Annotated in this window: 19 protein-coding genes and 1 pseudogene; 13 read left to right on the top strand and 7 right to left on the bottom strand. The window is 72.8% G+C overall.

Features of this window, described 5'->3' with window-relative positions; genetic code table 11:
- Positions 1-584: 584 nt before the first annotated feature.
- From AQJ66_RS06855 to AQJ66_RS06845, 3 genes are all read right to left on the bottom strand, one after another.
- Complete coding sequence (locus AQJ66_RS06855; RefSeq protein WP_061918036.1) at positions 585-1,058, bottom strand: C40 family peptidase; 474 nt, start codon at positions 1,056-1,058, stop codon at positions 585-587.
- A gap of 567 nt (positions 1,059-1,625) precedes the next feature.
- A complete protein-coding gene (locus AQJ66_RS06850; RefSeq protein ID WP_061918034.1) occupies positions 1,626-1,934 on the bottom strand; it encodes a hypothetical protein in 309 nt (102 codons plus the stop codon).
- A 7-nt stretch (positions 1,935-1,941) separates the two neighbouring features.
- The gene (locus AQJ66_RS06845) at positions 1,942-2,577 is read right to left on the bottom strand and encodes an ATP-dependent Clp protease proteolytic subunit (RefSeq protein WP_061918032.1); all 636 of its coding nucleotides are present in this window, start codon (positions 2,575-2,577) and stop codon (positions 1,942-1,944) included.
- A gap of 85 nt (positions 2,578-2,662) precedes the next feature.
- On the opposite strand from AQJ66_RS06845, the gene AQJ66_RS06840 reads away from it, so the two are divergent.
- The 8 genes from AQJ66_RS06840 to AQJ66_RS06805 all read left to right on the top strand — a co-directional run bounded on the left by AQJ66_RS06840 (position 2,663) and on the right by AQJ66_RS06805 (position 9,365).
- On the top strand, positions 2,663-2,941 hold the full coding sequence (locus AQJ66_RS06840) for a type II toxin-antitoxin system Phd/YefM family antitoxin (RefSeq protein WP_061918031.1): 279 nt from the start codon (positions 2,663-2,665) through the stop codon (positions 2,939-2,941).
- Between the two features lie 140 nt (positions 2,942-3,081).
- The gene (locus AQJ66_RS06835) at positions 3,082-3,384 is read left to right on the top strand and encodes an urease subunit gamma (protein WP_061918029.1); all 303 of its coding nucleotides are present in this window, start codon (positions 3,082-3,084) and stop codon (positions 3,382-3,384) included.
- Between the two features lie 10 nt (positions 3,385-3,394).
- Positions 3,395-3,706, top strand: coding sequence for an urease subunit beta (locus tag AQJ66_RS06830; protein WP_061918027.1), 312 nt, complete (start codon positions 3,395-3,397; stop codon positions 3,704-3,706).
- On the top strand, positions 3,699-5,420 hold the full coding sequence (locus tag AQJ66_RS06825; RefSeq protein ID WP_061918025.1) for an urease subunit alpha: 1,722 nt from the start codon (positions 3,699-3,701) through the stop codon (positions 5,418-5,420). The genes AQJ66_RS06830 and AQJ66_RS06825 overlap by 8 nt, the downstream gene beginning before the upstream one ends.
- Entirely contained in the window at positions 5,420-6,094 is a 675-nt protein-coding gene (locus AQJ66_RS06820; protein WP_061918023.1) for an urease accessory protein UreF, read from the top strand. Before AQJ66_RS06825 ends, AQJ66_RS06820 begins: the two co-directional genes overlap by 1 nt.
- A gap of 103 nt (positions 6,095-6,197) precedes the next feature.
- Entirely contained in the window at positions 6,198-6,875 is a 678-nt protein-coding gene (ureG, locus tag AQJ66_RS06815) for an urease accessory protein UreG (RefSeq protein ID WP_061918021.1), read from the top strand.
- Positions 6,872-7,630 carry an urease accessory protein UreD gene (locus AQJ66_RS06810; protein WP_061918359.1) on the top strand — a complete coding sequence of 253 codons (759 nt, stop codon included), beginning with the start codon at positions 6,872-6,874 and terminating at the stop codon, positions 7,628-7,630. The genes ureG and AQJ66_RS06810 overlap by 4 nt, the downstream gene beginning before the upstream one ends.
- A gap of 136 nt (positions 7,631-7,766) precedes the next feature.
- On the top strand, positions 7,767-9,365 hold the full coding sequence (locus AQJ66_RS06805) for an alpha/beta hydrolase (protein ID WP_244162762.1): 1,599 nt from the start codon (positions 7,767-7,769) through the stop codon (positions 9,363-9,365).
- Positions 9,366-9,444: 79 nt separating this feature from the next.
- Here AQJ66_RS06805 and AQJ66_RS06800 read toward each other — a convergent pair whose 3' ends face one another.
- Positions 9,445-10,173: a lysophospholipid acyltransferase family protein gene (locus AQJ66_RS06800; RefSeq protein WP_061918019.1), complete on the bottom strand. Its 729-nt coding sequence runs from the start codon at positions 10,171-10,173 to the stop codon at positions 9,445-9,447.
- 300 nt (positions 10,174-10,473) lie between these two features.
- On the opposite strand from AQJ66_RS06800, the pseudogene AQJ66_RS36990 reads away from it, so the two are divergent.
- The 5 genes and pseudogenes from AQJ66_RS36990 to AQJ66_RS06775 all read left to right on the top strand — a co-directional run.
- A pseudogene (locus AQJ66_RS36990) lies at positions 10,474-11,023 on the top strand (potassium-transporting ATPase subunit KdpA); the annotation flags it as partial.
- A gap of 198 nt (positions 11,024-11,221) precedes the next feature.
- Positions 11,222-12,244: a cytochrome c oxidase assembly protein gene (locus AQJ66_RS06790; RefSeq protein ID WP_061918015.1), complete on the top strand. Its 1,023-nt coding sequence runs from the start codon at positions 11,222-11,224 to the stop codon at positions 12,242-12,244.
- Positions 12,245-12,407: 163 nt separating this feature from the next.
- Positions 12,408-12,932, top strand: coding sequence for a hypothetical protein (locus AQJ66_RS06785; RefSeq protein ID WP_061918013.1), 525 nt, complete (start codon positions 12,408-12,410; stop codon positions 12,930-12,932).
- A gap of 94 nt (positions 12,933-13,026) precedes the next feature.
- Positions 13,027-13,704, top strand: coding sequence for an HdeD family acid-resistance protein (locus tag AQJ66_RS06780; protein WP_061918011.1), 678 nt, complete (start codon positions 13,027-13,029; stop codon positions 13,702-13,704).
- 3 nt (positions 13,705-13,707) lie between these two features.
- Entirely contained in the window at positions 13,708-14,916 is a 1,209-nt protein-coding gene (locus AQJ66_RS06775) for a PP2C family protein-serine/threonine phosphatase (protein ID WP_061918009.1), read from the top strand.
- A gap of 92 nt (positions 14,917-15,008) precedes the next feature.
- On the opposite strand, the gene AQJ66_RS06770 is transcribed toward AQJ66_RS06775, so the two are convergent.
- The 3 genes from AQJ66_RS06770 to AQJ66_RS06760 are packed head-to-tail and all read right to left on the bottom strand — an operon-like array spanning position 15,009 to position 19,161.
- A complete protein-coding gene (locus tag AQJ66_RS06770; RefSeq protein ID WP_107118872.1) occupies positions 15,009-17,393 on the bottom strand; it encodes a beta-xylosidase/alpha-l-arabinosidase in 2,385 nt (794 codons plus the stop codon).
- Entirely contained in the window at positions 17,390-18,208 is an 819-nt protein-coding gene (locus AQJ66_RS06765; RefSeq protein ID WP_061918007.1) for a carbohydrate ABC transporter permease, read from the bottom strand. Before AQJ66_RS06765 ends, AQJ66_RS06770 begins: the two co-directional genes overlap by 4 nt.
- Positions 18,205-19,161 (bottom strand): carbohydrate ABC transporter permease, encoded by a 957-nt coding sequence (locus tag AQJ66_RS06760; RefSeq protein WP_061918005.1) that lies wholly within the window; start codon positions 19,159-19,161, stop codon positions 18,205-18,207. Before AQJ66_RS06760 ends, AQJ66_RS06765 begins: the two co-directional genes overlap by 4 nt.
- Positions 19,162-19,164: the final 3 nt, after the last annotated feature.

Here is a 19,164-nt window from a genome sequence, read left to right as displayed (position 1 = left end):
ACCCGCCGGGGCCGGTGGGCGCGATGCCGGGACACCTGTGCGTGCGCCCTTCAAGGGTGAAGGCGTCGCGTGACGGCGGCCGGCGCGGCAACGGCGGCGGCGCGGACGGCGGCTGGACGGGCGGGTCGTGACAGACCCCGTCAGGGGCGGGGGCAGGGAATCGCGGCACCCTCTGTGGGGCGCTCGGCCGACCGGGCTACGGGCCGGGCGGCACCGCCGGGCCCGTGTCGGCGGCATCCGTCAGGCCGTGCCGGGGTGGAGAAACGGACCGGCCCCTGGGATCCGTTCCTCGCGACCGCGACCGCGACCGCGACCGCAGCCGCGCCCGTCGATCGCCCCCCGGCGAGGGGCGACGCTCGTCCCGGAGCAGGCGCGTGCGGGCGGCATTGCGCGTCGCGCCGGGCGGCCCGAGCCCGTACCGGCGCGGTGCGGCGCACCGGCTCGTCGTCCACGGACTGCCGGAGGGGCGGTCCCCGTGGAGTGCGGCCCGCCCGGCCCTACCGTGCTCCAGGCGCCCGCCAGGCCCCCGCGGCCAGGCGAGGCGCCGCGCCGCCCCGGGGCCGGAGCCGCTCGTGCGCTCAGGGTCAGCTGACGCGGCCGTACCAGACGCTCCTGGTCCAGATCTTCTGCAGCCTCACCACGTCCCCGGTCTTCGGGGCGTGCCAGATCTTCCCGTGCCCGGCGTAGATGCCGACGTGGTAGACGTTGGAACCCGAGTGGAAGAACACCAGGTCACCGGCCTTGCGGTGGCCGGCGGAGATGTGGTGCGTCTTGTTGTACTGCTGGGCGGCGGTACGCGGCAGCTTCTTGCCCGCCTTCTTGAACGAGTACAGCGTCAGCCCCGAGCAGTCGAACCGGCGCGGCCCGGTGGCCCCCCAGGAGTACGGCGCGCCCTTCTTGGACGCAGCGACCTGGAGCGCCTTGGACGCGATGGTCGCCGCCGAGGCGTCGGCGGAGAGACCCGGGACCGCGATCGAGCCGCCCACGGCGGCGAGGGTGAGTGCCGAGGCCGTGCCGGCCCGGGCCATCAGCGACGGGACACGATTGAGCGCAGTCATGCGCAACCCTTCGTCAGCCGCCTGTGAAGGATGACCTGTCGGATTCGGGCTGGCGAAGTTGCCCGGCCGCGTTGCCGCGGCTTCACCCCAAGGGCTGCTCGGCCCGGCCGCCCGTCTGCGACGAACGTCCGTTCCGGCGACCCGTCTTGCTCGGGTCCTCCACTCCTGCCGATCCACTCCTGTCGACCGGTCGTCCGGGCGGCGGCAGGACTCGGCGTCCGCCCGGACCGCCCCGCCGCGGTGGCGGGGGCTTGTCGTCAGTCACGGATCTTCACCCACACCTGTCCGAAAATCCCAACGGAACCGCGACTTTGTGGCGTTACTCACCACTCGCCCGTTCGAGTGGACATTGCTCCGTTCGAGCCGCCGTCAAATCCCCTACGTAGCACCGGACCTGGGCAAAAGCACCCTCCGACGACCTTCGCGAGGGGGCGGTGCGCAAGTCGGGAGGGCCGGAAACCCGTCCATCAATACGCCGCCCGGCCGTAAGTCGTTCGGCGCGTTTCGAGTCCGGCCCGCGCGGCACCCTCGACACCGGGACGCCGCCGGGCCGGACGGGCGTCCCGCTCAGCCCGGGCCGTCCGGCGGGAGCGCGACGCGCGCGGTGCGGCGCTCGCCGTCCAGCACCCGCAGCGCCCGTGCCAGCGTGTCCCCGTGCAGCTCCGTCTCGCCCCGACGGTGCATCAGGGTCAGCGCGTCGCACAGACGGGCCGCCGTGCGCTCCAGGGCCTGCGCCGCGCGCAGCGCGCGGTAGGTGTCCCCGGGCCGCGCCGGGTTGATCCGGCCCAGCAGGTCCACCACCTCCAGGTAACGGTCGATCAGCTCGCCCTCGGCGCGCGTCAGCGCGGGCAGCGGCGGGAGCTCCGGTTGCAGCATCGGCGGCTCACCCGGCGTGCCGGGCGCCGGAGGTGTCCCCGCGGTGGGGGACGACACCGTCCACCAGGCCGTACGCCACCGCGCCCGGCGCGTCCAGCACCAGGTCGCGCTCCAGGTCCCGGCGGACCTGCTCCGCGGTGCGCCCCGTGTGCCGGCCGAGCATCTCCTCCATCAGGTCGCGCGTGCGGGCCAGCTCCCCGGCCTGGATGACGAGGTCGCTCGGCTGCCCCTGGACCGGCTCGGGCAGCGCGGGCTGACGCAGCACCATGCGGGCGCCCGGCAGCGTGAACCGCTTGCCCGGGGTGCCGGCCGCGAGCAGCACCGCGGCTACCGAGGCGGCCTGGCCCAGGCAGTAGGTCTCCACGTCGCAGCCGACGTACCGCATCGTGTCGTAGACCGCCGTCATCGCGCTGAACGAGCCGCCCGGGCAGTTGAGGTACAGCGTGATGTCCCGGTCCGGGGCCGCGTGCTCCAGGTGCATGAACTGGGTGATGACGTCGGTCGCCGCCGAGTCGTCGAGGGGCGTGCCGAGGAAGACGACCCGGTTCTCGAACAGCTTGGAGTAGGGGTCCAGCGAGCGCTGCCCCGTGCTCGTGCGCTCGGTGAACTCGGGCAGGACGTGACGGGCGGACGGTCGGGTCATGGGCATACCCCTCCTCGGGACGGAGCCGCCGCGGCCCCGCTTCTGTAAAAAATGTACAGGACGTACCTGACGTACGATGGGTGGTATGGCCTACGAGATTCCGGTGACGCAAGCCAGGGCTGAGCTCGCCGACCTGATCAACCGGGTGGTGTACGGCGGGGAGCGCGTCGTCGTGACGCGGCACGGCAAGCCCCTGGTCGCGCTCGTCTCGGCCGACGACCTGGAGCGGCTCGACGCGCTGGACGAGCCGGCCGGCGAGCAGGTGGTCAGCTCCGTGTCCGGGGTGCGCGAGGCCACCCCCGCCGCCCGGGAGCGGCAGCGCTTCGGCATCGCCGCCGAGCACCGGCGGCCCGGCGCCTCCTGACGCGTATGCGCCGGCCCATCGTCCGGTCATGCACAGGCCAAGATCCGGTTAACGTCCCTGAAACTCGGGCGAACTAGCCTGCCCATCCACGCGACCAGGGGTTTTTCTGCCTGTGTCGACCACGGACTGGGAGGTGGGACGTGCACCTGACCCCGCACGAGCAGGAGCGGTTGCTGATCCATGTGGCGGCCGACGTGGCCGAGAGGCGCAGGGCCCGCGGGCTCAGGCTGAACCACCCGGAGGCGGTCGCCCTCATCACGTCGCACCTCCTCGAGGGCGCCCGGGACGGCCGTACGGTCGCCGAACTGATGTCGTCCGGCCGTGCGCTCCTCACCCGGGACGACGTGATGGACGGCGTCCCGGAGATGATCCACGACGTGCAGGTGGAGGCCACCTTCCCGGACGGCACCAAGCTCGTCACCGTCCACGACCCGATCGTCTGAGGGGCCCGCGATGATTCCCGGAGAGGTGCTCTTCGCGGCCGGCCCCGTCGCCTTCAACGAAGGCCGTGAGGTCACCCGGCTCACCGTCCTCAACGCCGCCGACCGCCCGGTCCAGGTCGGCTCCCACTACCACTTCGCCGAGGCCAACCCGGGCCTGGAGTTCGACCGCGCCGCCGCCCGCGGCAGGCGGCTCAACGTCGCCGCCGGCACCGCCGTGCGCTTCGAGCCCGGCATCCCCGCCGAGGTGGAACTCGTGCCGCTCACCGGCGCCCGGATCGTGCCGGGGCTGCGCGGGGAGACCGGAGGTGCCCTCGATGCCTGAGATCTCCCGCGCCGCCTACGCCGACCTGTTCGGCCCCACCACCGGCGACCGCATCCGGCTCGCCGACACCGACCTGCTCGTCGAGATCGAGGAGGACCGCTCCGGCGGCCCCGGGCGCGCCGGGGACGAGGCGGTCTTCGGCGGCGGCAAGGTCATCCGCGAGTCCATGGGCCAGTCCCGGGCCACCCGCGCCGACGGCACCCCCGACACCGTGATCACCGGCGCCGTCGTCGTCGACCACTGGGGCGTCGTCAAGGCCGACATCGGCATCCGGGACGGCCGGATCACCGGCATCGGCAAGGCCGGCAACCCCGACACCATGGACGGCGTCCACCCCGACCTCGTCATCGGCCCCGAGACGGAGGTCATCGCGGGCAACGGGCGGATCCTGACCGCCGGGGCCATCGACGCGCACGTCCACTTCATCTGCCCGCAAGTAGCCGACGAGGCGCTCGCCGCGGGCGTCACCACCCTGGTCGGCGGCGGCACCGGACCGGCCGAGGGCTCCAAGGCCACCACCGTGACACCCGGCCCCTGGCACCTGGCCCGCATGTTCGAGGCGATGGAGCACTACCCGCTCAACATCGGCTTCCTCGGCAAGGGCAACACCGTCTCGCACGAGGCGATGCTGTCGCAGATCCGCGGCGGCGCGGTCGGGCTGAAGCTGCACGAGGACTGGGGGTCCACCCCGGCCGTCATCGACGCCGCGCTCACCGTGGCCGACCGCACCGGCATCCAGGTCGCGATCCACACCGACACCCTCAACGAGGCCGGTTTCGTCGGCGACACGCTCGCCGCGATCGCCGGGCGGGGCATCCACGCGTACCACACCGAGGGCGCCGGCGGCGGGCACGCGCCCGACATCATGACGGTCGTCTCCGCGCCGCACGTGCTGCCGAGCTCCACCAACCCCACCCGGCCGTACACCGTCAACACCGTCGAGGAGCACCTCGACATGCTGATGGTGTGCCACCACCTGAACCCGGCGGTCCCGGAGGACCTGGCCTTCGCCGAGTCACGGATCCGGCCGTCGACGATCGGGGCCGAGGACGTCCTGCACGACCTGGGCGCCATCTCCATCATCTCCTCGGACTCCCAGGCCATGGGCCGGGTCGGCGAGGTGATCCTGCGGACCTGGCAGACGGCGCACGTGATGAAGCGGCGCCGCGGGGCGCTGCCCGGGGACGGGCGGGCCGACAACCGGCGCGTACGCCGCTACGTCGCCAAGTACACGATCAACCCGGCCCTCGCGCAGGGGATGGCCGGAGAGATCGGCTCGGTCGAGACCGGCAAGCTCGCCGACCTCGTGCTGTGGGAGCCCGCGTTCTTCGGCGTGAAGCCGCACCTCGTCCTCAAGGGCGGGCAGATCGCCTACGCGCAGATGGGCGACGCCAACGCCTCCATCCCCACCCCGCAGCCGGTCCTGCCCCGCCCGATGTACGGCGCGATCGGGCGGGCGCCGGCCGCGAACTCGGTCAACTTCGTGGCACCCCTCGCCCTCGAGGACGGGCTGCCGGAGCGGCTGGGGCTCGGCAAGCGGTTCGCCGCCATCGCCTCCACGCGACAGGTCACCAAGGCCGACATGCGCGAGAACGACGCGCTGCCGGACGTGGCGATCGACCCCGACAGCTTCGCCGTGCACATCGACGGCGAACTCGTCGAGGCGCAGCCCGCCGCGGAACTGCCCATGGCCCAGCGTTACTTCCTCTTCTGATGTCCAGGGCGGCACTGCTCGTACTGGCCGACGGCCGCTTCCCCGCCGGAGGGCACGCGCACTCCGGCGGGGCCGAGGCCGCCGTCAAGGCCGGGCGGATCACCTCGGCGGCGGGCCTGGAGGACTTCTGCCGGGGCCGGCTGCACACCGCGGGACTGGTCGCGGGCGCGCTGGCGGCCGCCGCCGTCCTCGGCGTACCCCCCGGTGACCTGGACGCGGCGGCGGACGCGCGTACCCCCTCACCCGCCCTGCGCGGCGCCGCGCGGCGGCTCGGCCGGCAACTGGTGCGGGCCGCGCGGGCGAGCTGGCCGTCGGCCGAACTCGACGCGCTGGCACGGGACTTCCCCAAGGGCGCGCACCATCCGGTCGTGCTCGGCGTGACCGCGCGGGCGGCCGGGCTGGCCCCCGTGGACGCGGCGTACTGCGCGCTGTACGAGAGCGTGAGCGGGCCGGCGACGGCGACGGTGCGGCTGCTGAGCCTGGACCCCTTCGAGGCGACCGGGGTGCTGGCACGCCTGGCGCCCGAACTGGACCGCGCCGCGGACACGGCGGTGGAGGCGGCGCGATGGGCCCTCGACGAGGGGGCCGGCGCGCTGCCGGCGGCGTCCGGGCCGTTGCTGGAGCTGGGCGCCGAGTGGCATGCGGGGTGGCCGGTGCGCCTGTTCGCCTCCTGACCCGGGGCCGCGCCGCCCGGCCCCCAGCCGCCCGCCCGGCCCCCTCCGTGGACGCCGCACGCGCGGACCGATGCCGTACCCCCTCACACCTGGAGCCGCCGACATGCACCTCGACCACCCCCACCACGGCCCCGCCGCCGTCAGCGCGGACGCCCACCGCCCCGACGGCTCGCGCCGGGCGCTGCGGATCGGGCTCGGCGGGCCCGTCGGGTCCGGGAAGACCGCGACCGTGGCCGCGCTGTGCCGGGCGCTGCGCGACGAACTGTCCCTGGCCGTCGTGACCAACGACATCTACACCCGCGAGGACGCCGAGTTCCTGCTCCGCGAGGCCGTGCTGCCGCCCGAGCGGATCGCGGCCGTGGAGACCGGCGCCTGCCCGCACACCGCGATCCGCGACGACATCTCCGCCAACCTCGAGGCCGTGGAGGACCTGGAGGACACCGTCGGGCCGCTGGACCTGATCCTCGTGGAGTCCGGCGGGGACAACCTCACCGCCACCTTCTCCAAGGGGCTCGTGGACGCGCAGGTCTTCGTGATCGACGTGGCCGGCGGCGACGACATCCCGCGCAAGGGCGGCCCCGGTGTCACCACCGCCGACCTGCTCGTCGTCAACAAGACCGACCTCGCGCCGTACGTCGGCTCCGACCTGGCCCGGATGGCCGCCGACGCGAAGGCGCAACGGGCCGGACTCCCGGTCGTCCTCCAGTCGCTGCGCGGCGGGACCGGCGTCGCGGACGTGGCCGCGTGGGTACGGGAGCGGCTCGCCGCGTGGACGGCATGACGGCGGCCGGCGTCCGGGCGCACGCGCGGATCGTCGCCCGCGCCGACGGGCGCGGCGGTACGGCCCTGCCCGTCCTGGACGGCGCGGGTCCGCTCGCGCCGCGCCGCACCCGGGCGAGCGGCGACGGGGCGCGGGTGATGCTGGTCGGCGCGATGAGCGGGCCGCTCGGCGGCGACCGGTTCCGGGTCGAGGCGCGGGTGGAGGAGGGCGCCCGGCTGTCCGTCGGGTCGGCCGCCGCGACTCTCGCGCTGCCCGGGCAGGCGAAGGGCGAGGCGCGGTACGCCGTACGGCTCGACGTGGCCCGGGGGGCCGAGCTGCACTGGCTGCCCGAGCAGCTGATCTCGGCCGCGGGCAGCGACCTGTCCGTCACCACGCGTGCCGAAGTCGCCGCCGGGGCCCGGCTGGTGCTGCGCGAGGAGCAGGTGCTGGGCCGCGTGGGGGAGGAGCCCGGGCGGCTCACCAGCCGGCTCACGGTACGCGTCGCGGGCCGCACGGTGCTGGACCAGGAGCTGCGCTGCGGACCCGGCGCGCCGGGCGGCTGGGACGGGCCGGCCGTGCTCGCCGGGCACCGGTCGGTGGGGCAGCTGGTCGTCGTACGGCCGGAGTTCGCCGAGCGGCCGGCCGAAGCGCGGACGCTGGGGGAGTGCGCCGCGCTGATGCCGCTCGCCGGACCCGCCGTCCTCGTCAGCGCCGTCGCCCCCGACGCGCTGGCGCTGCGGCGGGTGCTGGACGAGGCGCTGGCCCTGCTGGGCTGAGCCGTTCCGCTCAGCGGGACGTAACCCTCCGTTTATCGGATTGGTAAAGATGGTGGGCGACCCCTGTTCTCAGGCGGCTCACAGCCGAGAGGATCCCCGCTTGACCACTCATCACCTCATTGGGGAAGGGGCCCACTTGAGGCACAACAGACCGAAGAGCCGCCTGCTGGCGCTCGGTTCGGCCGGAGCACTCGTCACCGCCACGCTGATAGCCGGTGCGGTGTCGGCGCCCGCGGCCAGCGCCGACAGCCGCCACGGCGGCAAGGACCGGGAGGCCCTGGGCGCCGGGATCGCCGCCGCCCGCGCCGCCAAGGCGGGCGTCGACTGGCAGGACTGCCCCGCCGACTGGGGCCTGGAGAAGCCCATCCAGTGCGGCTGGGTGAGCGTCCCGCTGGACTACGCCCACCCCTACGGCAAGCAGATCAAGCTCGCCGTCGACCGCATCGGCAACACCGGCACCCCGCAGGAGCGCCAGGGCGCCCTCGTCTACAACCCCGGAGGCCCCGGCGGCTCCGGCCTGCGCTTCCCGCGCCGGGTCACCACCAAGAGCGCGCTGTGGACCAACGTGTCCAAGGCCTACGACTTCGTGGGCTTCGACCCGCGCGGCGTCGGCCACTCGGCGCCCATCTCCTGCGTCGACCCGCAGGAGTTCGTCAAGGCACCCAAGATGGACCCGGTGCCCGACAGCGAGGCCGACAAGACCGCCCAGCGCAAGCTCGCCCGCGAGTACGCCGAGGGCTGCGCCGAGCACAGCGGCCGGATGCTGCCGTACATGACCACGCCGAACACCGCCCGCGACCTGGATGTCATCCGGGCCGCCCTGGGCGAGAAGAAGCTCAACTACCTCGGCGTCTCCTACGGCACCTACCTGGGCGCCGTCTACGGCACCCTCTTCCCGGGCCACCTGCGCCGCATGATCGTCGACAGCGTGGTCGACCCGTCGCGCGAGAACATCTGGTACCAGGCCAACCTGAACCAGGACATCGCCTTCGAGGGTCGCTGGAAGGACTGGGAGGACTGGGTCGCCGCCAACGACGCCGCCTTCCACCTCGGCACCACCCGCGCCGCCGTCCAGGCCCAGTGGCTCAAGCTGCGCGCCACCGCCAAGAAGGCCCCCCTCGGCGGGGTCGTCGGCCCGGCCGAGCTGATCTCCTTCTTCCAGAGCGCCCCGTACTACGACTCCGCGTGGGTGCCGGTCGCCTCGGTGTTCGCCAAGTACGTCGCCGGCGACACCCAGGCGATGATCGACGCCGCCGCCCCCGACATGTCGGACACGGCCGGCAACATCGGCGCGGAGAACAGCAACGCCGTCTACACCGCCGTCGAGTGCGCCGACGCCAAGTGGCCCACCAGCTGGCACAAGTGGGACCGGGACAACACCCGGCTCAACAAGGACTACCCGTTCATGACCTGGGCCAACGCCTGGATGAACCTGCCCTGCGCGACCTGGCCGGCCAAGCAGCAGACCCCGGTCGAGGTGCGCACCCACAAGGGCCTGCCGCCGGTCATGATCGTGCAGTCCACGCGTGACGCGGCGACCCCCTACCCGGGCGCCGTCTCCCTGCACAAGCGGTTCAAGGGCTCCCGCCTGATCACCGAGCGGGACGCGGGCTCCCACGGTGTGACCGGCCTGGTCAACCCCTGCATCAACGACCGGGTCGACGCCTACCTGCTCACCGGCAAGCTGGACGCCTCCGACGTCACCTGCGCGCCGCACGCGACGCCCAAGCCGTAGCCACCCGGCACGGCACACGAGGGGCGGCCGGATCCACCGGCCGCCCCTTCGCGCGGTTCCCGCCCGCCAGCCCCCGCGCTCAGCTCAGCGGGGCCCGCGGCACCCTGCGCGCCTTCCTCTCCGCCTTCTCGGCCGCCTGCTCCTCCTTGACGTCGGCCGCGTACCGGTCGACGTACTCCTGTTCGGACAGGGTGAGGATCGCGTACATGATCTCGTCGGTGACGGCCCGCAGGACCGCCTTCTCCTTCTCCATGCCCGCGTAGCGGGAGAAGTCCAGCGGCTCGCCGAAGCGGATGACGATGGGCCGCAGCCGCGGGACGACCTTCCCCGGCGGCTGCGCCTCGAACGTGCCGATCATCGCGCACGGCACCACCGGCACCCCCGCCCGCAGCGCCATCACCGCCACCCCGACCTTGCCCTTGTACAGCCGCCCGTCGTGCGACCGGGTCCCTTCCGGGTAGATCCCCAGCAGCTCGCCCCTGCGCAGCACCCCGAGCCCCTCGCGGATCGCGGCCTGCCCCGCCTCCTTGCCGGAGCGGTCCACCGGGATCTGCCCGGCGCCGCGGAAGAAGAACGCGGTGAGCCGTCCCTTGAGCCCCGGGCCGGTGAAGTACTCCGCCTTGGCGAGGAAGGTGATGCGCCGCTTCAGGATCGCCGGCATCAGGAAGTGGTCGGAGAAGGACAGATGGTTCCCGGCGACGATCGCCGGCCCCGACGCCGGCACGTGCTCCAGCCCCTCGATCCGGGGCCGGAAGACCAGCCTGAGCAGGGGACCCAGCAGCACGTACTTGAGCAGGTAGTAGAACACGGCTCGCTCCTCACGTTACCGGCTCCCCTCGGGACCGGCGTCCCCAGTTCAGCACGGGGACCGGGGGCCTGGGCAGATGTGCGGCTGTCGTCATCCCCGGCCGTGTCGGGGCGGTCTCGTGCCGGCACCTCGCCGGCCCACGGCGTCAGGGTCCCGTCAAGGGCGTACGGGTCGCCCTATGAGGGGCGTCAACGAGGGACCGGATCCGGCCGGAGAGGGGGTTTCCTCTGAGCGACCGAGTTCCAACCCCGAATCTCTTCAGGAGTTCACGACGGCCGATCCGGCCGTCTGAGAACACACATGGGTCCCGTACTCGCGGGCGTGCTCCAACTGCTCGCCCTCATGGGCGCTCTGGCGCTCGCCCACGTCCCCGTCGGCACTGCGCGGTGTCCTGTTCCTCCACCTCCTCCAGCGGCTCCAGGGCGTGCTGCCCGGCTCGCCGCACTTCTCCGCGGTCGACCCGGCGCAGTCGTTCAACACGGCCGTGTCGTTCGCGACCAACACCAACTGGCAGTCGTACTAAGGCGAGCGGACCATGGGTCACGTCGTGCAGACCGCCGGTCTCGCCGTGCAGAACTTCGTCTCGGCAGCCGTCGGTATCGCCGTCGCCGTGGCACTGGTGCGCGGCTTCCCCCGCTCGCGCACCGGTGAGCTGGGAAACTTCTGGTCGGACCTGGTGCGCGGCACGCTGCGCATCCTGGTGCCGGGCGCCGCGGTGGTCCTGGTCGCCTGCGGTGCCATCCAGAACTTCTCCGGCGTCCACGCGGTCGGCCGGTTCGTGGGCGGCTCGCAGCAGTGGAACGGCGGCGCGGTGGCCTCGCAGGGGGCGATCACGGAACTGGGCACGAGTGACCGCATCGGGAGGCCCCGGCCCTCGACGGGCGCCTACGTCGGATCTGTCCGGCGCTCACGCAGGGGCCGGTAAGACGGAGATCACCCGGACGTGCGGCGCCCCGGTGCCGGGGCCCCGGTCGCCGGGCCCTAGGGTCCCGTTGGGGGAGCCGAGTGGGCGCGGCCCATGCCTTCGAGCCGGAGGAGAACGATTCGCATGAGTGGCTACGCGGTGACCGAGCCGGCGGCCGGTGCGCTTCCGGAGCTGACCGTGGGGCGTCTGCTGTTCTCGTGGCAGTCGGACGTCCCCGCACTGCTGCTGGTCGTCGTCCTCGGCGCGTCGTACGGCTGGGGCGTCGTCCGGCTGCGGCGCCGGGGTGAGCCCTGGCCCGTCGCCCGCAGCGCTGTCTTCGCGCTGCTCGGGCTGGGCGCGCTGGTGGTGGCGACGATGTCGTCCCTCGCCGTGTACGACCACGTGCTGTTCTGGCCGGCTGCCGTGCAGAACATCCTCCTCGACCTGGTCGCCCCCCTCGGTCTGGCCCTCGGTGACCCGGTGCGCCTGGCGGTGCGGGCACTGCCGGAAACCGCGTCGGAGCGGGTCCGGGGGGTCATCAGCGGCAAGGTGGTACGCGCCTTGACCTTCCCGCTGGTCAGCACCGCTCTCGTGCTGGCCACGGAGTTGACGGTGTACTTCACGCCGTACTTCGCCACCGCTCTGCGCATCGGCTGGCTGCACGAGCTGATGTACCTGCACCTGCTGGCGGCCGGATGCCTGGTCGTCGTACCGGTCCTCACCCACGAAGACGCCCTGCCCTCCTGGTGCACCCATCCGGTCCGTGCGGGCCTGGTCTTCCTGGACGGCGTCGTCGACGCGATCCCGGGCGTCGTCGTCATGACGCACGGCACGCTGATCGCGGGCGCCTGGTACCTGCACCACGCGCCGTCCTGGTCCCCGGACGTCCAGCGGGACCAGCAGCTCGGCGGTGGCGCCATGCTCAGCATCGCCGAGTTGGTCGCCCTGCCCTTCATGCTGGCGCTCCTGTTCCAGTGGGCGCGCGCGGAGCGGGTCCAGGCCGCGGCTCTGGACCAGCGCCTCGACACGGAACTCGCCCCCGCCACCTCCGCCGCAGACACCACCGTCTCGGAACAGGACCCGGCACCGTCTCCCGAACGAGTACGTCCCTGGTGGGAGACCGAACAGAACGAGGTGGCCGCGAGCATCCGGCGCCAGCACCGCTGACCGTGCCCGCCGTGGTGCGCGCGGCTCTCGCCCCGACCGTGCACTCGGCCTCCGCATGGGCCCGGAGCCACTCCGCCGACCGCATGCCCATCTGAGGGCACAACGGGTGAACCATGCGGCGTCGCAGGCGGTACGGACCGCGAAAGGCCGTTCACTGGGACCCGTGACCACGCTCAATACCGCGCTCGCGTGGCTCGGGGGAGTTCTCAGCGGGGGCTTCGTCGGAGCCATGGCCCATTACGCGGTCAGGTCCCTGGGCCAGCGGCACAGGGACGAGGTGTCGGGGCTCCAGGCTCAGCGGCAAGCCGTCCATCACCACGCCAGGCGCGTGTACGAGGCGAGGGAGTGGGTTGCCGGGCTACCGCAGTCGGTCGACGGGCCTCATTCACCCGAGGGTCGGCAAGCCCTCCAGGCCGAGGCCATCAGGCGCAGCGACGAGTGCCACGCGACCTGGGAAACGGTCCAGAGGGACATCGACAGCGACGAGGTGCGCGCGGCCATGGCCACGCTGGATGAGGAGGTCGTCTCCGTCCTGCGCCAGGTGGCGAAGGGGAACTTCTCTCCGGACCTCGACCCGCTTGTGGCGAGTTTCGACGAGCTGGCGGCTGCCGCGAAACACCGACTGACGACCGATCTCAGCCCACGACCCGCCAAAGTGGCTACGGTTTTCAGGGGACGGCGAGGCTAGACCCGGCCCCCTTCACCGAGCGGCGTGCGGCCGATCGGGTGACGATGGACTCGTACGGACCTGACGACGCTGCTCCGAGAAGGAGGCAGGTGCCATGACATCTCCTTCCGCTTCCTCCGGCCCCGTGCCCCCGCGCGGCGCCGAACCGCAGGAGAGCCCCCTGACCGGAGGCTTGGCCGCCGTGGCGAACCTCGGCTGGCAACTCCTGCTCACCATGGGCATCGCCACGATCGCCCTGGGCGTCGTCGCCCTGGTCTGGCCGGGCCCGACCCTCCGCGTCATCGGCGTGCTCTTCGGTGTCTACCTGCTGGCCGTCGGTGTCTTCCAACTCGCCGCCGCATTCGGCACCCACGTCGCCGGGCACCTTCGCGTGCTGCACTTCATCACCGGCGCGGTCTCCGTCCTGCTGGGACTGATCTGCTTCCGGGGCACCCTGGAGTCGCTCTTCCTGCTCGCGCTGTGGATCGGCTTCGGCTGGCTGCTGCGGGGCATCCTCGAGACGGTCGCGGCGGCCTCCGACCGGACCATGCCGGCGCGCGGCTGGCACGTGGCCTTCGGCATCATCGGCGCTCTGGCCGGCATCGTGATGATCACCATGCCGTTCGCCTCCATCGCGACGCTCACCCTGGTGGTCGGCGTCATGGCCATCGTCTTCGGCCTGACCGAAGTGGTCCGCGCCATCATGACGCGCGTCGAGATCGGCCACCTCGCCGCAGGGACGCCCACCGAGCGGCGGCCCCTGTTCCACGCACGCCCGCATGCCCAGCACTGATCGGTGTCGGACCTACCGCACGCGCCCGCCGGTTCCGCCCCCGCCGTCGACGAGCAGCGGCTGGAACGGCTGCTCACCGAGGCGCAGACGGCGTTGCCGGTCGAACTGCCCGCCCTCGCCGACCGGTACGCCGCTGCCCTCGGCCTGGACGCCGCGCTGATCTACCTGGCCGACCTGCAGCAACGGCTGCTCATCCCCCTCGACGAAGCCCTGCGGCCGCTGCCGGTGGACCGCTCGTCGGCCGGCTGGGCGTACCGCACGGTCTCCCCGCGGGTGGTCGACGCCGCCGACGGCCTGATCGTCTGGATGCCCCTGATCGACGGTGCGGAGCGGCTCGGCGTGCTGGCGGTGCGGACCGCCTCGCTCGACGCGGCGCGGATGCGCCGCAGCCGGACGCTGGCCCATCTGTTCGCCATGCTGATCTCCTCCAAGCGCGCCTACAGCGACTGGCTCGCCGCCCGCACCCGAACCGCGACCATGGGCCTGCCCGCCGAGATGCTGCGCGCCTTCCTGCCGCCACGCACCATCGGCAGCAGCAAGTGCGTGTCGACCGCCGTTCTGGAACCGGCGTACGACATCGCCGGCGACGCCTTCGACCACTCGGTGATCAAGAACGAACTGCACACCATGATTGTGGACGGCATGGGTCACGATCTGACCGCCGGTCTGACCACCTCGGTCGCCATGGCGGCGGCACGCAACGCCCGCCGCGCCGGCGGCGCACTCGTCGACGTCGTCGGCCGCGTCGACCAGGCGCTCGCCCAGTGGCTGCCCGACCAGTTCTGCACCGGCGTGCTGTGCCGCCTCGACGCGGAGTCCGGAGCGCTGAGGTGGGTCAACTGCGGTCATCCGCCACCGCTGCTGATACGCGACGAGCGCGTGCTCGCCGGGGCGCTGGACAGTCCTCCGCAGCCGCCGCTCGGCCTGGCCGGCCCACTCGCCCCTCCCTCCCGGCAGGTCCACGAGACGAAACTGGAACCGGGCGACTGCGTCCTGCTCTACACCGACGGTGTCGTGGAGGCTCGCGACGCGAACGGCGCGGAGTTCGGCCTCGACCGGTTCACCGACTTCATCATCCGCTCCAACGCCGCAGGCCAGCGCCCGGCCGAGGTGCTGCGGCTGCTCATCCACGCCATCCTCGACTACCAGCGCAACCGGTTGCGGGACGACGCGACCATCCTGCTCTTCGAATGGCGCCCGCAGTACCAGTGACCGTCAGGCCCGCAGACGGCGAGAACGAGAGATGGCCGAGCCCGCCGCGGCACACCCCCGGGGGAGGGGGCGTGCCGCGGCGCGGGTGCGGGTCAGCCGTCCTGGCCGCCCGGCTCCTGGTCGAACCGCGCGTGGAACCGCCGGGTGTGGTCCACGTGCCGTGCCGGGCCGGTCAGGGTGACCGTCGCCGTCAGGCGGACGTCGGCGCTGGAGGCGGCCAGCCGCAGGTGCAGTTCGCCCGGCTCGACCACCCGCCGTCCGTCGCGTCCGGTGAAGGAGGCCAGGTCGGCGGGGACGGTGACGCGCAGCCGGCGGGTCTCGCCCGGGGCCAGCGGGAGCCGGGTGTACCCGACGAGACGCTGCACCGGCTGGACGACGGAGGCGACGGGGTCGTGCAGATAGAGCTGGACGACCTCGGTGCCGTGCCGTTCCCCCGTGTTGCGCACCGTCAAGGCGAGGGAGAACTCGCCCGCGGTGTCCGCCTCCGGGCGGTCGACCGCCAGGTCGTCCCAGTGGAAGGACGTGTAGGACAGGCCGTGGCCGAAGGCGAAGGCCGCGGTGGGGTCGACGTTGGAGACGTCGCCGGCCTGGGCGAGGCGGGCGCCGAGGTAGGTGGCGGGCTGGCCGCCGGGGCCGCGGGGCACGCTGACGGGCAGCCGGCCGGAGGGGTTCGTCCGGCCGCTCAGCACTCCGGCGAGGGCGGGCGTGCCCTCCATGCCCGGGAAGAACGACTGCACGATCGCCGCGGCCTCGTCCGCGGCGCGGCCGAGGGCGTAGGGCCGGCCGCTGAGCAGGACCGCCACGACCGGCGTGCCGCTGTCGAGCAGGGCGTCGAGCAGGTGCTGCTGGGCCCCGGGCAGGGCCAGCGACTCGGCGTCGCAGCCCTCACCGCTGGTTCCGCGGCCGAAGAGACCCGCCCGGTCTCCCAGGGCGGCGACGACGACGTCGGCCCGGCGGGCGGCTTCGACGGCCTCGGCCAGGCCGGAGACGTCGCCGTCGTCGACGCCGGTGCCGCGCACGACGTCGATCTCCGCGCCGGGGAACTCGCGGCGCAGGGCGTCGTGCAGCGTGGGCAGGTCGATGCCGGGCGGCGTCTGCGGGTGGTGCACGCCGACGTGCTGGGGGAAGGAGTAGCAGCCGAGCACGGCCGTGGGTTCGCCGCCGTTGGGGCCGACCAGGGCGATGCGGCGCGGCCGGTCCAGCGGCAGGGTGCCGTCGTTGGCGAGCAGCACGACGGCTTCCTCGGCGACGGTGCGGGCCAGCTCCCGGTTGGCCGGCGAGTCCAGGTCGACCGTGCCGCGCAGGGCGTCCGGATCGTCCAGGTCGGCGCCGTCGAGGGTGGCCGGTACGGGGTTCCAGCCCGCGTCGAGCAGGCCGAGCCGGGCCTTCTGGGTGAGCACCCGGCGCAGCGCGCGGTCGACGAGCGGCTCCGGAACGCGGCCCGCGGCGACGGCCTCGGCCAGGGGCGCGCCGAACGTCTTGACGGTGGGCAGCTCGACGTCGACGCCCGCGCGCAGGGCCGTGCCCGCGGCCTCGGCCCAGTCACCCGCGATGCCGTGCAGGATGCGCAGGAAGGCGATGCCGAAGTAGTCGGCGACTACCGTGCCGTCGAACCCCCAGGTGTCCCGCAGCAGCCCGGTGAGGAGTTCCTCGTCGGCCGCCGAGGGGATCCCGTCGGTGTCGGTGTAGGCGTGCATGACGGAGCCCGCTCCGCCCTCGCGCACCGCCATCTCGAAGGGCGGCAGCAGGACGTCCGCCCGCTCGCGCGGGCCCATGGCGACCGGCGCCAGGTTGCGGCCGGCGCGGGAGGCCGAGTAGCCGGCGAAGTGCTTGAGGGTGGCGACGACACCGGCGGACTGCAGGCCCCGCACGTAGGCGGTGCCGATGCTGCCGACGAGGTAGGGGTCCTCTCCGATGGTCTCCTCGACGCGGCCCCAGCGCAGGTCGCGCACCACGTCCAGGACGGGCGCGAGGCCCTGGTGGACGCCGACGGAGCGCATGTCGCGGCCGATCGCGGCGGCCATCTCGCGGACCAGCCCGGGGTCGAAGGTGGCGCCCCAGGACAGCGGGACGGGGTAGGCGGTGGCACCCCAGGTGGCGAATCCGGCCAGGCACTCCTCGTGCGCCAGGGCCGGGATGCCGAAGCGGTTCGCCGCGGCGATCCGGGCCTGGGTGCGCGCCAGGGAGAGCGCGCCGAGCGCGGGATCGACGGGCGCCGTGCCGAAGGGACGGGTCAGCTGCCCCAGACCGGCCGGCAGGAGGGCACCGAGGTCGACCGCCTCCTCCATGTCGTGCTGGTGCGGGGCGACTTCGCCGCCCTCGTCGGAGGCGCCGACCCACACGCCGTACAGCTGGGCGATCTTCTCTTCCAGGGTCATCGCGTCGATCAGGGCGGACACCCGGGTGCCGATGTCCTGCGTCGGGTCGTTCCAGAGGGGGGCTTCGGGGGTGGTCTCTACGGCCACGTTGGCGGTCACTTTCCTCCCACGCCCATCAGACCCTGGACGAGGGCCCTGCGGGCGAACAGGTAGATGAGCAGGACGGGCACCATGGACAGGGTCACGGCGCCCAGCAGGCCGGGGATGTCGATGCCGTGCTCGGTCTGGAAGTTGTACAGGCCCAGCGTGATCACCTTGGTGGAGTCGGACTGGGTCAGGACGAGCGGGAACAGGAAGCCGTTCCAGGCCTGGAGCGCGGAGAACACCACGATCGTGGACAGGCCGCCGCGCGAGAGCGGCACGACGAGCTGGAAGAACATCCGCCGCGGGCTCGCCCCGTCCACCGTCATCGCCTCGAACAGCTCCGGCGAGATGTCGCGCATCGCGCCGCTGAGGACGAGCGCCGACATGGGCAGGCAGAACGCGGCGGTGGGCAGGATGACGCCGAGCAGGTTGTCGTACAGGCCGGCCTCGGTGATCAGGTAGAACATCGGGACGATGACGGCCTGGGCGGGGATCGCGAGGCCCAGCAGGAACAGCCGGAAGATCTGCGAGGTGACGCGGCTGCGGCTGCGCACGATCGCGTAGGCCAGGGGCGGTACGAGCAGCAGCACCACGCCGACGACGCAGACGGTGACGATGATGGTGTTGAGGAAGTACCGGCCGAAGCCCGAGTCGAAGGCGCCCGTGTAGTTGTCCAGGGTGAAGTCCCCGGGGAAGGACAGGGGCCCCTTGCTCGCGTAGTCCTGCCGGGTGCGCAGGGTCGCCGCCAGCATCACGTACAGCGGCAGACCCACCAGGACCAGCCAGACGAGTGAGCCGGCGCCGGCCAGGTAGTTGGGGCGTCGTTTCACGAGACACCCTCCATGTCGCTGCGCATCTTGTCGTAGCCGGAGACGCGGACGACGATCAGCGAGATGATCGTGGCCGCGACGACCAGGCAGAGGGCGATGGCCGCACCGGCGCCGAAGTCGAAGCCCTGGAAGGCCTTCTGGTACATGTAGTAGGCGCTGATCGTGGTGTCGGTGCCCGGTCCGCCCTGGGTGAGGATGAGCACCGTCTCGAAGGTGGTGAGCCCGCCGACGATCATCAGGATCATCGAGGTGATCACCGAGTTGCGCAGCTGCGGCAGGGTGATGTGGAAGAACCGGCGGTAGCGTCCCGCACCGTCGATCTCGGCGGCCTGGTACAGCACCTGCGGCACGGCCCGGGCCGCGCCCTGGTAGATCAGCGTGTGGAACGGGGTGAACTGCCAGGTGCTGACGAACGCCAGCACCCCGATGGCGGTGGTCTGCTCACCGAACAGGTTGCCGTCCCCGAACAGCCACGTCATCCGGGCGGGGATGCCGAAGTTCGGGTCGAGCAGGGCCCGCCAGAGCACGGACACGGCGGTGGAGGACAGCAGCAGCGGGACGAAGTAGATCGCCGATATGACGGCGCGGTTGCGCTGGTGCCCGGCGGCCCACACGCCGAGGACGATGCTCAGCGGGGTCTGCAGGGCCACGCCCAGGGCGGTGAGCAGCAGCGTGAGCCAGATGCTCTTGACCATCACGGGGTCGTCGACGATGCGCTTCCAGTTGTCCGTCCCGACGAACTGGGGGGAGCCGAGGCCGTTCCAGCTCATGAAGGACAGCACGGCCACCGCGATCAGCGGCACGATGGCGAAGAGCGCGAAGAAGACGGTGGCGGGCAGCGCCCAGAGGAAGCCGGGGCGCGTGCCGCGGGCGGCGTAGGCGGTGTCCGGCCGCCGCCGGCCCTCCTTGGAGGCCGCGGCGGCGGTCGGAGCGCTCGTGGTCTGTGTGCTCATGAA

Origin of the sequence: Streptomyces bungoensis, from assembly GCF_001514215.1 — a bacterium.
In the GTDB taxonomy this organism is placed as follows: Bacteria; Actinomycetota; Actinomycetes; order Streptomycetales; family Streptomycetaceae; genus Streptomyces; species Streptomyces bungoensis.
The sequence above is the reverse complement of the archived record's forward strand: the minus strand, read 5'-3'. Positions and strand labels throughout refer to the sequence as shown.